Genomic DNA, 15,182 nt, shown 5'->3' with positions numbered 1-15,182 from the left:
GGAATTTCTCAAACTTTGGAAAGCGAAGAGCTAGCAATTGCTCTTTCAAACTAAATTCAATCTGTAACTTTTCGTCAATTATACTCAGATTCATAATCAACCTCGTTGTAAGTATTTTTGATTTAGTATTCCCCCATTACTTTGAAATTAAAATGTTTGTACTAGCGACTTCACCCGATTGATTCATCCAATAGATTGATTATTGTTAATATAAAAAAAATTTTATAAATCTGAAATTACCATAAGAATTTTGCCTGACTCGTAGTGTATTCCGCTGACAAATTTTATTTGTTATTTATCAGGCAAGCCCTCCTATGTCAAAATGAAAATACCTGATACCTTAAGGTGAGCTATCCGATCGCTCTATTAGCTAGATAAAGGATTGACCTGAGCAATGGCAGAAGAAACCAATCACAATCAAGCGGGAGAGGTGGCTCCCAGCACTGTTGAACAACAGGCTCCCGATGTTGCTGAAGAACATGCTCCCAGCACCGACTCCCCAGAAGCAACAGATATCCCCACAGCTAATGCACCAGATCCCGAAGCCGCAAATCCAGAAGTAAACCCAAACGCGGCTAAAGCTAAAAAGCCTGCTGCACCCAAGGGAGAAAAGCCGGCAGCAAAGGAAAAAGCAGAAGGCAAACCCGCAGCAGCGAAAGCGGCTAAAGAAGGAGCAGAAGACAAACCCGCAGCAGCTAAAGCGGCTAAAAAAGAGAAACCTCCAGCTCTTGAAGATAAGCCGTTTGTAGAGTTTGTGGAGCAATACTATTTGCCAGCTTTACAAAAAGCGATCGCTCAACAAGGTGTGCAAGATGTACAATTGAGTTTTGCCAAGCAGAAGCTTTCCATTGTTGGCTTTGATACATCTGAAGAATGCTGGCAAGTCATGGGCAAATTGCAAAACGGTCTGCGCCAGTTTAACCTATATTTCTTAGATGAAGATATTCAAGGGAAAAAAGGATTTTCTTGCAACGAAGGCAAAAAACCTAGCACTCTTGAGTCATTCTTAATCGATGAGCGCAAAATGACACTTGACTTGATGGTATATGGTCTCGTGCAGCGCTTGAATGGTCAAAAGTGGTTAGGTAGGAATTAGTTAGTTGTTGGTTGGAGCGTTGATAGTTGTTGGTTGTTAGTCGGTATTCTTTAACCACTATCCACTATCTACGTACAGACGCGAGGAACATCGCGTCTCTACTAACAAAATTCTTAAATTTCGTGAAAGTGATAAGTGACGGCTCCATTAATGGGGTCGTTATCTATTTTTACATAACCTGATTTGAGCATTTCCTTGAGAATAGCTTCAACTTCTGTAAAGCTGGCTCCAGTTGCTTTTACACCTTGCGTTACAGTTAGCGTACCACCGCGACTTTCTGCTGCTTCCAACAGCTTAACCATCAGTTGATTGCCACTGGGTTGGTAAACTTGGGAGGCAACAGCAGTTTGATTTAACGGTACACCCAAGGGAGACAAACCTGCTTTTAATCTGAGTTTCTGATCGTGTTCTTCAACCATATTAGAGATGAGGAACAGATCCACAAACTGTCCAACACCAAATACACCAAAGGTACACAACCACAGCAAACCCGTCCCAATCTTGCCATTATATATACGGTGCAGTCCGCTCAACAAGCCGAAAAAGCCGACTACATTCAACATGTAGGAGATAAAAATACGGTCTTTTTTATTATTGCTTTCCACGTTCATCTTGGTTTTATTCCCTTGGATTCGCTCTAGTTCTATTTACGTTGGGCGCGTGCTACTATACTTCCTCCAATCGATTCACCCGAACAGGTGATTTTGGGGTTTGGTAGATGATCCAAGGAATAATTACCGATTAGCGATCGCCAATTCCGAAAAAATACATATTCTGTTGCAAGTCTTAATCTCCGCCCAAGAAATTATTTAGGGAAACTTACCACACTTTTAACCTATTGTCAATTCTCACGTTCCCAATTACCTATTACCCATGCCCCATCCCCAATTTGTTGCAACTCTTAACGTAGACAGTAGCTTTCACTACCCCTCGCCTTGGTAGACTGATGTTTATCAAATAAATTATTGCCGTCAATTGCGCTTTGTGAAAGCATTACTAAAAGCTTTCTCAGTCGCTCAAAAGAAAAAGACACTTCACACAATCAAGACATGGTAGACTCCCTAAAAAAACCAGGCTTTGAAGAAATGCGTCCAGGGATTAAAACCCCGGCGAAAGAAACCCTGCTGACACCCAGGTTTTATACCACTGACTTTGATGAAATGGCGCAGATGGATATCTCCGTCAACGAAGACGAGTTGAGAGCGATTCTCGACGAGTTTCGCGCTGACTACAACCGCCATCACTTTGTTCGGGATGCGGAGTTTGAACAATCCTGGGATCATATTGACGGGGACACTCGCCGATTGTTCGTTGAATTTCTCGAACGTTCTTGTACGGCGGAGTTTTCGGGGTTTTTACTGTACAAAGAACTTGGACGCCGCTTAAAGGACAAAAGCCCTGTTTTGGCAGAGTGTTTCAATCTGATGTCACGGGATGAAGCGCGTCATGCTGGCTTTTTGAACAAAGCGCTGTCAGACTTTAACATGTCGCTGGATTTGGGCTTTTTAACCAAGAGCCGTAAATACACCTTCTTTAAACCGAAATTTATCTTCTACGCTACTTATCTTTCAGAAAAGATTGGTTATTGGCGATATATCACAATTTTCCGCCACTTAGACGCACATCCAGAAGATAGAGTTTACCCGATTTTCCGCTGGTTTGAAAACTGGTGTCAAGATGAAAACCGCCACGGAGATTTCTTCGATGCGATCATGCGATCGCAGCCGCAAATATTGAATGATTGGAAAGCGCGGCTGTGGTGTCGCTTCTTTCTGTTGTCAGTATTTGGCACAATGTATCTTAACGACATCCAACGCAAAGACTTTTATGCCTCGATTGGTTTGGATGCGCGAGAATACGACATTCAAGTGATTGAGAAGACGAACGAAAACGCAGGTAGAGTCTTCCCGATAATGCTGGATGTCGAGAAACCGGAGTTTTATCAGCGGTTAGATGTTTGTCTGAAGAATAACGAGAAATTGAGTGCGATCGCTAACTCCAGCACTCCCAAATTCCTGCAATTCTTCCAGAAGCTACCATTTTACGTCTCCAATGCTTGGCAATTTGTACGTCTGTACCTGATGAAACCAATTGATACAGCGGCTACTCATGGCGCAGTTCGCTAGGTTATAACAGATTTGCGAAAGCTTTAGTGGTTCTGTACTCAACAGAACCATTTTTTTTATGGTAAATCGTAGTAAGCGCTTCAGCGCTTTCTTAAGCACTAAAGTGCTTACTACATTAAAGAATGAAACAAAAGTTCTCAATTTTCACACTTTTACTAAATATTTGCTTATTTTTGGCAGCTAACCCTGGTTGGTGTCAATCTCAGCCAGATATGACACCGAATTCAACCGCCCAGGATTTAGATTTAAGTCCAGAAATTATACAAAATAGCCCAGTTTTGCAACGTTGGCGGCGTGATGTACCGAATATTTTGCAAGAAATTAAAAACGATCCTAGTTTTCGCACTCGCTTGCGACTGGGTTCTCCAGAATTTCCTTCCACAGGACAAGCATTTGGGGTAATTGTTGGTATAGAAGATATTTTTATTGGACGCACCGGCTTAACAGTGAGTGGCGAATATCAAGCAGCGTTTAATGGTAAGCGTGAGGCTTATGGTGCGGACTTGCATTATTATTTGCGTCCTTTGGGTAGCTACGTCAATATCGCTCCCGTCGTTGGTTATCGACATTTGCAAACAAACCGCTATACAACGGATGGAGTAAATTTGGGTGCGAAGTTGCTGTTGGTTTTGTCTCGCGGTGGTGCGGCAGATATTTCTTTAACTCAAAGTTGGGTTTCTCCCGGTAGCGATGAAGAAGTTGGTTTAACACAGCTTTCGCTAGGATATGCTATTACTTCCAACTTGCGTTTGTCTACAGATATTCAAAAGCAAAATTCCCGACTTCAAAAAGATAGTCGGGTTGGTGTAGTTTTAGAATGGATGCCTTAAGATCAAGTTCGGACAAACACTAAACTTGGTGGCGTAAGTCTAAATACTTAGTATTACGGATTGCAATATCGAATGATTTCGTCTTAATCTGGTAAAATCGCCTTTAGGATTAACGCCTTATCTCTGGCACGCACTGATAAACTTATTTAGCAAAACACTTTGATAGCGGAAAACGATGAAAGCATCTGCAAAATTCGACTTTGAGGACGAGAAGTTTAACGCACCCCCTTCTCAAGTCATCCCGTGGTGTCAGATGATTAATCCTCGCTATGGCACAGATGGGATGCAACCCCACGGGTTAGCAATTAAGTTAGATAATGCCCATGCTGTTGGTTTTCAAGCCGATGAAAATTGGCAGCAGGTAGAACATGAATTTACCTCTGGAGTCGAGTCTGTATTTATCTCCACTACCCCACATATAGTTATAGTCCGTAAGGGTCCATTATCTGTAAAAGATAGAGAAAGTGGTTTAAAACTGGGTACACTCAAAGAAAATTATGACGCTTTTTTAGCAGACAAACTAAAATTTAAAACCTTTACTCGCTACCTAATTTTTTTGGTTGGAGAAAACAAAAAGTTTTTACATGAATCACCACTGCAATTAACTTTAAATGGTGCCGCCGGAGCGAGTTTTAGTAAAAGTTATTGCGAATATCAACAAGGCAAAATCGTCGGTGGTTTCGCCGCCGAACTAGAAAAAGCTTATGCTGCATATCGCAAGCAACCCATAACATCAAAAGGTCCACTATTCCACGCTCACGGTATTTTTTGCCCAATAATTGAGTGTGAAGAAAGAGGCATTGAACCAAATACTGTTATGGTAGCTTCAACAGTAGATTATAAACGTCCAACGGCGGCGACGTTAACACAATATCTGATTGCTTCCGACTCTCCGGAATCGGCGATTATTTCCAAAAACTTTGAAGAATACAAAGAGTTTGGTAAGGAAGCTGTAAAACCAGAAGCACCAAAGATGGAAATGGCAGGGGTTTCTAGTTCTTATGTTTATGCGGATGAAGATGATTTTGGTTATCCGCCTTATTAGGGAATGGGTAATGGGGATTAGGGAATGGGTAATGGGGAATTGTTAGTTGTTAACACTCCCTACTCCCCACTCCCTACTCCCTACTCCCCACTCCCCACTCCCCACTCCCCACTTTCTACTCCCTATTCCTTCAATAGCAAATAATAAAGCGATCCATTACCACCTGTAACTCCAGCGCGATCGCCTGCTAATTTGCCAGTTCCCATGAAGTAATCTACCCGTCCGGGTCCTTTGATGGCGCTTCCTGTATCCTGATCTAGCACAAAGCGGCTGACTGTACGATAATCCAGCCGTCCTGACGCGGTGGGATAGGGAAATGAGGTATTAACTAGCGCTAATGCGCCAGGAGGCATGAGAGACTTGTCTGTAGCAATAGAACGCTCTGGTGTCACCGGTACATTAATACTGCCGGTAGCTGGTTCACCGTTGGTTTCTTTGAAGAAAACAAACCTTTGCCAACGCGGTAGATAATTATTTAACTCTAGCGGATGTTGCCGAAAATACTCAGTCATCCGTGGGAGGGTCAGTTGTTTCAAAGTTACTTTGCCGTCTTTTGCTAATTCTCGCCCGATACTTGTCCAAGGGTAATCTGTACCACCTGCATAGCCGATACTGGTTGCAGTTCCGTTGGTTAACTGAATCTGAGCGGAACCTTGGATTTGCACCATGTATGCATCCCAGCGATCGCGGAACCACAATAGTTCCAAACCGCGCAACCGACTTTTATCTCCAAGCAAACCATCTTTTCCTTCTAACTGTATCCGTTTCGGATGCGGTTTACTCCATTTCTCAAAGTCTGGTGGTAATCGATAAAGCGGATATTTATATACATTTGTGCGAACCCGGCTTGCAATAAAAGCAGGCTCGTAGTATGCAGTAAATTTAACAGTACCCTTGCCGTCATTACCTATTGATTTGTAAAAGACAAACTCCCGACGGACAGCAGCTTGTAGTTCAGCCGGAGAGTTGGAGCTGACAACTAATTGACGGAAGCGGACTAAACTGCGATACACGCGATCGCGGGTAATTTCCTTAATTGGATAACTCTGATACACGGCGATCGCCTTATCCTTTTGCAGATAACTCAGACTGTTGTCAATCGATGCTAAGAGTGCGCTGCGATCGCCTGGTTTATTCCCTCGACTCCAAATTTGCTCATCCCAACCCAAGCAAGCAGACTGGGAAATACAATCGGTTCCTAATTCGATCGGTTTTAGTACAGAATGTGCCGACGGAATTCTTGGTACTGGTATTACTACTGGCGGGGCTTGAGGATTGTTTGGTAACGGCAGCGGTGGTAAACTAGGAATTTGAGCAACAGCTGACCAGAGTGGGATAATAAAAGCAACTCCCAAACTTAAGGAAAGCACATTTAGGGTTTTTCTCATCATTTAGTTGAATCTTTCAACACTAGAACTAAAAACTGGTTCTACCCGGATTGCTAAAATCCGAGAGGGACGTACTACCATATACTCTCCCTGACCGGAAATATTTTTGATCGGTACGCTGATAAAATCATTAGAAGCAGCCTTTGGCATAAGTTCGCCACTGTACCACTTCTGAAAATCTTGAATTGTCGGAAAGCGTATTTCTTCCCGGTGTCCACCATCCATCATCAGGTGTACTGCAAATTCGCTCGGTGTTCTAGGCATAAAGTTGAATCATTTGAAACACATCCAACCCATTTTCAACTACTTAACCCCAAAATGGGAAGAGGAGTGGAGGAGTGGGGGAATGGGGGAGTGGGGAAGTGGGGAAGAAAAACTTATAAATCATAACTCATAACTCCCCGTACAGACGTTCGGGTGGAACGTCTCTACATAACTCCCCGTACAGACGTTCGGGTGGAACGTCTCTACATAACTTTTACTTTCGGCTATGACGCTTGTTGAACCAGAAACAGTTCCCAGCTAGTTGTTCGGCATCTTGGGCGATCGCATAAGTTATTTTATCTAGTTTGGTGCAAGAAATGAAAATAGGTACGCGCTCGATTATGACAACTAAACGATATCTAAAAAATTTCGACTTGCACCTCACCTAAGGTGACTGTTCTACAGTGATGTCGCTGCGTGAAAAGCATTATGAAGGAAAAAACATTCATTTTTACAGGCGGAAATCCGAGCATCATGCAAAGCTTAAATAGTATGGTGCAATCTGAATATTCGCTGCAAAAAAAGCAACAATTTAGTTTTCTTGATTCTCAGCTATTTGAGTATATGGGCACACAAGCTGCATTGAATCAAAATCTCAGCCGTTGAAAGAGAAGAGAAAAATAAAAGGTAAAAGCTAAAAAATTTCTTTTCTTACACTTTTACCTTTTAACTTTTACTTTATTCAGATATCACTTGCTCAGATTAGTCACCTGCTCAATTAGTGCTAAAACATCACTGCGGCTAAGTTTATCTTTGCCATTAGCAAGAGCGTTAAGAGTGCCATGAGCCAATGTCAGTGGAATTTGACAAAAATCTAATGCAGGACCAGCAGGAAGGGCTTTGGTGTAAGCATCTGCTAAAATTAGATTACGTTGAGCATAAGCTTGGATATCATCTGCATTCCAACCATCTGGAAAGAAGTTCACCCCACGGGTCAAATCTTCATTATGATTGCGGAGGATGTTAACCGCTTGTAAGCCGCGACCAAAAGCGATCGCATGGGTACGGTTTGTATCAGTACCATCATACCATGCCCAGATGTCAGAAAGTAATAATCCTACTGCACCTGCAACTCCAAAGGTATAACGATCCAAATCAAACTCTGTATGAATTTTCCAATTTTTTACTGCCCAGTATGCCATGCGATCCGCCATCGCCGCAGTCGCATCCCAAATTCGAGGTGCGATACTCTCAGGTGCTAGTAGTGCCCATTCTCGTATCCGCAGGCTTACTTCTGCTAAAGAATCTTCGTGGCTGCCAAATCCCACAGAGAAAGCATCAACCGCGAAGCCATCAACACCTGCTTGTAATGTCAAACTAATTGTTTGCAATAATCTCGCTTTAGTGGCATTATCTAGTTCTGGATGATCTTCAATTTCATCAATCGCACGCATACACAAGTATGCAGATGAAACTGCTTCTTGCAATCCTGGTGGTAAAATACTAATTGGGATGTAAAAAGTTCGACTAGTCTGTTTGAGGATTTGCAATGCGTAATTACGTAAATCCATTTTTTCACTCCTCTGTTGATTTTCACACCACATAAATTTTGAGGTTTTTTGATTACGTTGGATATAGTTTTTACTCAAGCTGAAAAACCGTAGATACGCTAGTATCTCATCGAAAAACTTATCATTTTTAGTATCTCAATTTACAAAAATCCAAATTTGATTAAAGTCTAGTATATAGGGCTTTGGTTGCAAAAATGTGTGGTTTGTGGTTTGATCTAGATGTTATAAAGGTTCATTGTAAATATAAACAATATTGCTCATATCCAGTTAATTACCTGCAAAATTTTCTCAAACTGAACAGCCAAATCAGAGGGATGAAAGCAAATTATATCTGCGTTATTCTGACGAACAAGCCAGAATTGGTGTATATATAGAGAAAAATCAGAAAAAACCTTTAAATAACAGCTTTGGAATACAAACTTTGAGGACGCTTGCCGCAAGGTAGTTAAGCGGACACATCTTGCCGCTACACCGTACCTGCGGAGCGAGGAAAATAGATTTTTGCCCCCAACCCCATAATCGCGATCGCACATCGATTGCTGATTTCGCAGCGACATTAGTAAAATTAAATACGTTCTCTGAGTTGACGATGATTGAGAAAAAGTAGTTCCCGAAGCAGAAACTAAAGACTGGGAAGCAATTTGGCGATAAAAAAATGGTGAGTCCACGGGCGCGGTTGCCTGTACCATCTATTCGTAGTGGCTCTTTTGTTGGGGGATGGAATATCGCACATCGATTACAGCCAGCCAAATTTATCCCCTCGGTTAGTGTTAGATACTTTACCACAAGCTACTGTAGCTTGGTCTCCCGGCAATTGGAGACTTTGAGGAGCGGAACACGCTGCTTTGTGTGAACGCATTCCCCAACTAACCGAAAAAACCCTCTTTACCATATATTAAGTTTTGTATCAGAAAATATAAATATTTCGCAATAAATATATACAGCCTGAAAATAATATGAAAAATATATTATATAGGGCTGTAAAACACAGAAAATGTCAGAAATTAAAAAAGGTATAATTATCAAAAATAGTTTGTTATTACTGACATTGTTTACTGTGGCTTGTAGTAGCAAAGCATCAACGAAGGAATTGAAAGAAGAGTCAGAAAAAGTATCTTCGTGGGCAGCAACGGAGCAGATGATTGGTAATGCATGGATACGCGATGCCGTGCCGACAACCTACGCCAAGCAAACATTAATAAAAGCTGAGTCAGAATTGCAAAAATCAGCTGATAAAATCGAAAAAATGCAGCCAGAAACAGCAGCGCAAGAACAATACAAATCAAAAATATTAGAACATAGCAAAGTAGAAAAAATTATATCAGAAAAAATGTCAATAGCAGTTGGCGAAAAAAATAAATCTGGGGTTAAAGTACAACTGGCAAAATTAGAAAGCGATCGCGCTGAATTACAAAAACTATCTCAGCCATGAAAAAAATTTTTGAAATCGCTTTGGGCATTGTTACTAGTATCGGTGGCTTTCTTGACGTGGGAGCGATCGCCACCGCTGCCGAAGCTGGATCTACATACGGATTTCAACTAATTTGGGTGATTATTCTCGGCACTATTTGTGTAATCTTCCTAGTAGAAATGTCCGGACGGTTAGCAGCAGTTAGCAAACACACATTAGCCGCAGCAGTGCGGGAACGTTTCGGTTTTAACTTTTATGTTATTCCCTTATTTGCGGAAATTATCGTTGATTTTTTGGTCTTAGCTGCAGAAATTGGAGGCGTTTGTATTGCCCTACAATTATTAACAGGTATCAGCTTTCAGTGGTTTGCTTTACCTGTTGCCTTTGCAATTTGGTCATTAATTTGGTACGGAAACTTTGGCATTATTGAAAATGGCGTTTCCGTGCTGGGATTAATTACATTAGTATTTGTTTTCGCTACTTTCAAGCTGCATCCATCCTTAACCCAAATTGGTACTGGCTTATTGCCTGCATTACCAAAAGAAGATACCGCACATTACTTATTTCTGGTAGTTAGTATCTTGGGTGCATTAATTAGCCCCTATTTATTTTACTTTTACTCATCTGGCGCAGTCGAAGATAAATGGGATGAAAGTCATATTAATATAAATCGCGCCGTTGCCGGTTTAGGAATGAGCTTTGGCAGTATCGTATCATTAGGGTTGTTGATAGTGTCAGCGGTAGTACTTAAACCGAAAGGTATCCAAGTTGATAGCTACGAACAAGCAGCATTGATGTTAACTGAACCTTTTGGTTACTGGGGCTTTATTTTATTTGCCGCATCACTAGGAATTGCTTGTTTCGGTGCAGCACTAGAAGTAACTCTCGACACCGCGTATATTGTCGCTCAAGCTTTTGGTTGGAATTGGGGCGAAAATCTCAAACCAAAAGAGGCTGCACGCTTTACTTTTGTTTACACGGTGTTTGTCTTCCTCGCCTCATTATTAATGGTATTTGGTGTTGATCCCTTACAATTAACTTTGTTTTCAATGGCGATTACAGCAGTAATTTTGCCGCCTGTAATTATACCATTTCTGGTATTAATGAACGATAAATTATATGTTGGCAAATATCGCAACGGCTGGATTAGCAATAGCGTTATTATATTTACAATAGTGCTGGCATTTGTGCTGGCACTCGTAGCTATTCCCTTAGAAATTCTTGGAGGGTGAGCAGTATTTTGGATTTTATATTTATACCTCTATTCTACTCTCTTTCTCTGCGTTCTCAGCGCCTCTGCGGTTCGTTAATAGGAAATACTCAAAAATGGACATAATTAGAGACGTACTCGACAACCAACTAGTTGACCGCAATCAGCGCAATATGGGTAAAGTTGATGGCATTGTTATGGAATTGCGCGATCGCGAACCGCCAAGACTAGCTTATATTGAAGTGGGAGTAACAACCCTCGCCAGACGAATAAATCCGCGTTTGGCAGGTTGGGTAGCAGCGATCGCACGAACATGGGGTGCTAAACAAAGCGAACCGTTTCGGATACCTTGGTCAAAAGTGCGAGATGTTGGTATTGATGTTGAAGTCGATGTTGACGCACAAGAAACACCAGCATTAGCTTACGAAAAATGGTTAAGCGATCGCATTATCACACGAATTCCAGGCGCGAATCATGGCGAATGAAATTCATTTAGAACTGCTGCTGGGTAAAACAGTATTAGACTCAACAGGTAAAGCGATCGGACGCATTGAAGAAGTACGCGCTTCTAAACAAGGTGAAGAATGGATTGTTCAAGAATATCTCATTGGCTATGCTGCGATATTAGAAAGACTATCCGCTTGGACAGTTGGGTTAGGAATTTTACATCTACTTGGAGCGCATAAAATCCACAGCGGTTATACAATACCTTGGGACAAGCTAGATTTAACTGACCCGAACAAGCCGCGTTTGCGTTGTAGTTTAGATGAATTGAAGTCATTATCCCAACAGCCAGAAGACGCAGAATAAATCAATCTTGCTGCCATCCTTTAGTAAAAAGCTGTTTTGTGTGAATTTGCTTCGCTTCCCAAGCAAAAAGCCTTTTTAGCAAAGTTCTCAGCAAAAAAATCATGCTAAAAGTAAATATTTGCTGCCAACTTTTTAGTTCAATTGTTTTCAACAAAGTTCCAGCTAGCTTAAAATTAAGCGCTATCAAAGCACCTTCAGCTATCAAATATTGGGCGTATTCAAGGTGGCGATAACCACCAATTAACACTATTATTGCCGCAATAACATATCTAATCAGTATGAATGAGCCAATTAGCTCAATTAGCAAAATTAAAAAATCAAAATGTAAAATATTACTTACGGACATTGCTTTTATTTTCAGCAGATTTTTCGATTTCTTTTTGCAAAAAGAAGTTTAAAACAGTTCGCAACACAACTATTGCTGCCAGCTTGCCAATTTCATCCCATGTAGGTGCAACCGCTGTCCGGAGAATATCCGCAGCCAATTCAAATTCTAACGCCACTGCCAACCACCTACCAAGACGCAGCCGTAATTCTTCCTTTGCTTCTTCTGGTACATTGCGACGGAAGAAGAAAAGCTTAAATGCTTTTAGTGTTGCTTCAATCGCGGCAAATCCGATTACAAAAGCAGCGCTGGCTTCAACTCCCACAGCCAAAAAAAGCGTGAATTGCTTAATTAAATCTAGTATCAATGTATTTTTTACCGAAATAATTTAAATATCCGCTCCCCAAATCGGGAACGCTCAAAGTCTAAACAAATTGTTTATATAGATAAAAATATTTGCCGATGCCTCACCAAACTTCTAGCGGAAGAATGATTTTCATGTAAACAATCTCTGTAATTATGAATGCGGACAGATTTTAAACTGCCTAATAAATAATATGCCGCAATATTTCGGAAAACTACCCACAACAGATGAACCTTGGACAACTATTGGCGCTGTGCAAGCTGTAAACCAAATCTCACAGACTATCAATTTTGAGTGTGGTGACTCACGCCTTGCAATTAGCATAATAGCCGCAAATTTAATCCGCGTGCGACTTGCCCCAAGTGGCAAATTTATGCCGCGTCGGGAGTGGGCGGTAACGTTGGATGATGCAGAATGGGCAAGAGTACCTTTTGAAGTGCGAGAAACTGACGCAACAGTAGAAATTGAAACAGAACAAGTACGTATATCCATTCAACGGCAAAACTGTCGCATAACCTGTTTTGATAAAGATAATCGCCCTTTTGCCCAAGATGCAGACATGGGTATGGGTTGGCGTATGGGTGCAGTTGCAGCCTGGAAAAAAATCGCCGCCGATGAACATTTCTACGGATTTGGCGAACGCACGGGTTTTCTTGACAAACTCAGCGAAGTAAAAACTAACTGGACAGCCAATGCTTTAGATTACGATGCCCTTACTGATGAAATGTATCAGGCAATTCCGTTTTTTATCGCTTTGCGTCCTGAGGTAAGTTACGGCATCTTTTTTAATACCACTTTTTGGAGTCAATTTGATATCGGCGCGGAACAACCAGGTATCTGGAAGATGGAAACTCGCGGTGGTGAGTTGGATTATTACATTATTTATGGTTCAGAACCAGCGGAAATTATTCGCACCTATACTCAGCTAACTGGGAGAATGCCATTACCGCCAAAATGGGCGCTAGGCTATCATCAATGTCGCTGGAGTTACGAGTCAGAAACTGTGGTGCGCGAACTTGCAAAGGAATTTCGCGATCGCCGCATTCCCTGTGATGTCATCCACCTCGATATTGACTACATGCGCGGTTATCGCGTGTTTACTTGGAGTCCTAAGCGCTTTCCCAACCCCCCAAAACTGATAAACGACTTACAGCAAGCTGGTTTCCAGACAGTGACAATTATCGATCCGGGTGTGAAGTATGAACCAGAAGCTAATTATGAGGTTTTTGACCAAGGTATAGAAAACGACTATTTTGTGCGTAAAGCTGATGGAGAGTTGTTTCACGGCTATGTTTGGCCCGATAAAGCTGTTTTTCCGGACTTTTTGCGGTCTGATGTGCGTACCTGGTGGGGCGATTTACATAAAAGCCTCACGGATATCGGCGTTGCCGGCATTTGGAATGATATGAATGAACCGGCAATTGGCGATCGCCCTTTCGGTGATGGTGGCGAACATATCTGGTTTCCCCTAGATGCACCGCAGGGAGGAGTGGGGGGACAAGGGGACAAAGCAATTCATAACTCCTCACTCCCCACTCCCCACTCCCCACTCCCCACTCCCCACTCCCCACTCCCCACTCCCCACTCCCCACTCCCCACTCCCCACTCCCCACTCCCCACTCACGCGGAAGTTCACAATTTATATGGCTTGACAATGGCGCAAGCTTGTGCTGAAGGGTTGGAGCGACATCGTGCAGAGCGTTCTTTTGTGCTGACTCGTTCTGGTTATGCTGGTGTGCAGCGGTGGTCGTCGGTGTGGATGGGCGATAATCACTCGTTGTGGGAGCATTTGGAAATTTCTCTGCCGATGCTTTGCAATATGGGACTTTCGGGTGTGGCGTTTGTGGGTTGCGATATTGGCGGGTTTGCTGGCAATGCTACGGCGGAATTGTTCGCTCGGTGGATGCAGGTAGGAATGCTCTATCCGTTGATGCGCGGTCATTCGGCGATGTCTACTGCTCGTCATGAGCCTTGGGTATTTGGCGATCGCACAGAAAAAATCTGTCGCGAATACATTAATCTGCGTTACCAGCTACTTCCTTACATTTACACTCTTTTCTGGGAAGCGGCAACAACCGGCGCTCCGATTTTAAGACCATTAGTATATCATTTTCCCGACGATCCGAAAACTCATACTCTCTACGATCAAGTATTGCTCGGTTCTTCTATCATGGCTGCACCAATTTACCGCCCTGGTGTTGACCATCGAGCCGTGTATTTACCCGCCGGTACTTGGTATGACTGGTGGAGTGGTGAGCGTTACTCTGGTGCAACCCACATTCTCGCTGATGCACCATTAGAAAAAATGCCGCTTTTTGTGCGTGCCGGTGCGATCGTTCCCATGCAAAGAGTGATGCAATACGTTAACGAACATCCGCTCGATTCTTTACGGCTACGTGTTTGGCAAGGTAATTCTGAGTACACTTTTTACGAAGACGACGGAAAATCTTTTGAGTACAAAAATGAACAATTTGCCTTGAGAAAAATACGTGTGTTTACACAAGAACAAGAAACTATTGTGGAAATAGACGCAAAAGTTGGAAAATGGACACCACCTCCGCGTGAAGTGATTGTTGAGGTTGTTGGTGTTGGCGAACAGCGCTTTCAAGACGATGGAGAATCACACAGTTTGAGATTTTAACGTGGGGAATGGGGAATGGGGCTTTTTTAATTTGGGTCAAAGGGTAAAGGAAAAAAGGGGAAAGGGGGCGAATCCTTCCCTAGACAAATGTGGACAGCCTTCAATCAAAAATGTCGTGGGGGATCGAGGATCTACAAAACAAGGCTGTCCACATAAGGCGA

General features: G+C 42.4%; 17 protein-coding genes. 10 read left to right on the top strand and 7 right to left on the bottom strand.

Features of this window, described 5'->3' with window-relative positions:
- Positions 1-394 precede the first annotated feature (394 nt).
- On the top strand, positions 395-1,096 hold the full coding sequence (locus PI95_RS11365) for a DUF2996 domain-containing protein (RefSeq protein ID WP_039739609.1): 702 nt from the start codon (positions 395-397) through the stop codon (positions 1,094-1,096).
- Between the two features lie 113 nt (positions 1,097-1,209).
- Here the strand turns inward: PI95_RS11365 and PI95_RS11360 are convergent, their stop codons facing one another.
- A complete protein-coding gene (locus PI95_RS11360; RefSeq protein ID WP_039739612.1) occupies positions 1,210-1,707 on the bottom strand; it encodes a TM2 domain-containing protein in 498 nt (165 codons plus the stop codon).
- A gap of 438 nt (positions 1,708-2,145) precedes the next feature.
- On the opposite strand from PI95_RS11360, the gene acsF reads away from it, so the two are divergent.
- The 3 genes from acsF (at position 2,146) to PI95_RS11345 (ending at position 5,097) form a co-directional block, all read left to right on the top strand.
- Entirely contained in the window at positions 2,146-3,222 is a 1,077-nt protein-coding gene (gene acsF, locus PI95_RS11355) for a magnesium-protoporphyrin IX monomethyl ester (oxidative) cyclase (protein ID WP_039740587.1), read from the top strand.
- A 122-nt stretch (positions 3,223-3,344) separates the two neighbouring features.
- Positions 3,345-4,052 carry a hypothetical protein gene (locus tag PI95_RS11350; RefSeq protein WP_039739615.1) on the top strand — a complete coding sequence of 236 codons (708 nt, stop codon included), beginning with the start codon at positions 3,345-3,347 and terminating at the stop codon, positions 4,050-4,052.
- Positions 4,053-4,227: 175 nt separating this feature from the next.
- On the top strand, positions 4,228-5,097 hold the full coding sequence (locus PI95_RS11345; protein ID WP_039739619.1) for a DUF5895 domain-containing protein: 870 nt from the start codon (positions 4,228-4,230) through the stop codon (positions 5,095-5,097).
- Positions 5,098-5,219: 122 nt separating this feature from the next.
- On the opposite strand, the gene mltA is transcribed toward PI95_RS11345, so the two are convergent.
- A complete protein-coding gene (gene mltA / locus PI95_RS11340; protein ID WP_039740590.1) occupies positions 5,220-6,485 on the bottom strand; it encodes a murein transglycosylase A in 1,266 nt (421 codons plus the stop codon).
- Between the two features lie 3 nt (positions 6,486-6,488).
- Positions 6,489-6,749 (bottom strand): hypothetical protein, encoded by a 261-nt coding sequence (locus tag PI95_RS11335; RefSeq protein WP_039739621.1) that lies wholly within the window; start codon positions 6,747-6,749, stop codon positions 6,489-6,491.
- Between the two features lie 429 nt (positions 6,750-7,178).
- Here PI95_RS11335 and PI95_RS11330 point away from each other — a divergent pair, with 429 nt between their 5' ends.
- The gene (locus PI95_RS11330) at positions 7,179-7,355 is read left to right on the top strand and encodes a hypothetical protein (RefSeq protein ID WP_163518804.1); all 177 of its coding nucleotides are present in this window, start codon (positions 7,179-7,181) and stop codon (positions 7,353-7,355) included.
- Positions 7,356-7,438: 83 nt separating this feature from the next.
- Here the strand turns inward: PI95_RS11330 and PI95_RS11325 are convergent, their stop codons facing one another.
- The gene (locus PI95_RS11325; RefSeq protein ID WP_039740592.1) at positions 7,439-8,260 is read right to left on the bottom strand and encodes a squalene/phytoene synthase family protein; all 822 of its coding nucleotides are present in this window, start codon (positions 8,258-8,260) and stop codon (positions 7,439-7,441) included.
- 257 nt (positions 8,261-8,517) lie between these two features.
- Positions 8,518-8,928, bottom strand: coding sequence for a hypothetical protein (locus PI95_RS11320; RefSeq protein ID WP_163518803.1), 411 nt, complete (start codon positions 8,926-8,928; stop codon positions 8,518-8,520).
- Positions 8,929-9,254: 326 nt separating this feature from the next.
- On the opposite strand from PI95_RS11320, the gene PI95_RS11315 reads away from it, so the two are divergent.
- From PI95_RS11315 to PI95_RS11300, 4 genes are all read left to right on the top strand, one after another.
- Positions 9,255-9,692: a hypothetical protein gene (locus PI95_RS11315; protein WP_039739626.1), complete on the top strand. Its 438-nt coding sequence runs from the start codon at positions 9,255-9,257 to the stop codon at positions 9,690-9,692.
- Positions 9,689-10,903 (top strand): NRAMP family divalent metal transporter, encoded by a 1,215-nt coding sequence (locus tag PI95_RS11310; RefSeq protein ID WP_039739628.1) that lies wholly within the window; start codon positions 9,689-9,691, stop codon positions 10,901-10,903. The genes PI95_RS11315 and PI95_RS11310 overlap by 4 nt, the downstream gene beginning before the upstream one ends.
- A gap of 94 nt (positions 10,904-10,997) precedes the next feature.
- A complete protein-coding gene (locus PI95_RS11305) occupies positions 10,998-11,366 on the top strand; it encodes a hypothetical protein (RefSeq protein WP_039739630.1) in 369 nt (122 codons plus the stop codon).
- Positions 11,356-11,691, top strand: a complete 336-nt coding sequence (locus PI95_RS11300) for a hypothetical protein (RefSeq protein ID WP_039739632.1) — start codon at positions 11,356-11,358, stop codon at positions 11,689-11,691. Before PI95_RS11305 ends, PI95_RS11300 begins: the two co-directional genes overlap by 11 nt.
- A 1-nt stretch (position 11,692) precedes the next feature.
- Here PI95_RS11300 and PI95_RS11295 read toward each other — a convergent pair whose 3' ends face one another.
- Positions 11,693-12,037 carry a DUF1622 domain-containing protein gene (locus PI95_RS11295; RefSeq protein ID WP_052324786.1) on the bottom strand — a complete coding sequence of 115 codons (345 nt, stop codon included), beginning with the start codon at positions 12,035-12,037 and terminating at the stop codon, positions 11,693-11,695.
- Positions 12,024-12,383 carry a DUF1622 domain-containing protein gene (locus PI95_RS11290; protein ID WP_201280404.1) on the bottom strand — a complete coding sequence of 120 codons (360 nt, stop codon included), beginning with the start codon at positions 12,381-12,383 and terminating at the stop codon, positions 12,024-12,026. Before PI95_RS11290 ends, PI95_RS11295 begins: the two co-directional genes overlap by 14 nt.
- A 190-nt stretch (positions 12,384-12,573) precedes the next feature.
- Here PI95_RS11290 and PI95_RS11285 point away from each other — a divergent pair, with 190 nt between their 5' ends.
- Positions 12,574-15,021 (top strand): glycoside hydrolase family 31 protein, encoded by a 2,448-nt coding sequence (locus tag PI95_RS11285; RefSeq protein WP_039739634.1) that lies wholly within the window; start codon positions 12,574-12,576, stop codon positions 15,019-15,021.
- Positions 15,022-15,182 lie beyond the last annotated feature (161 nt).

Origin of the sequence: Hassallia byssoidea VB512170, from assembly GCF_000817785.2 — a bacterium.
Classification (GTDB): Bacteria; Cyanobacteriota; Cyanobacteriia; order Cyanobacteriales; family Nostocaceae; genus Hassallia; species Hassallia carrinoi.
This window is presented reverse-complemented; position numbering and strand designations above follow the sequence as displayed.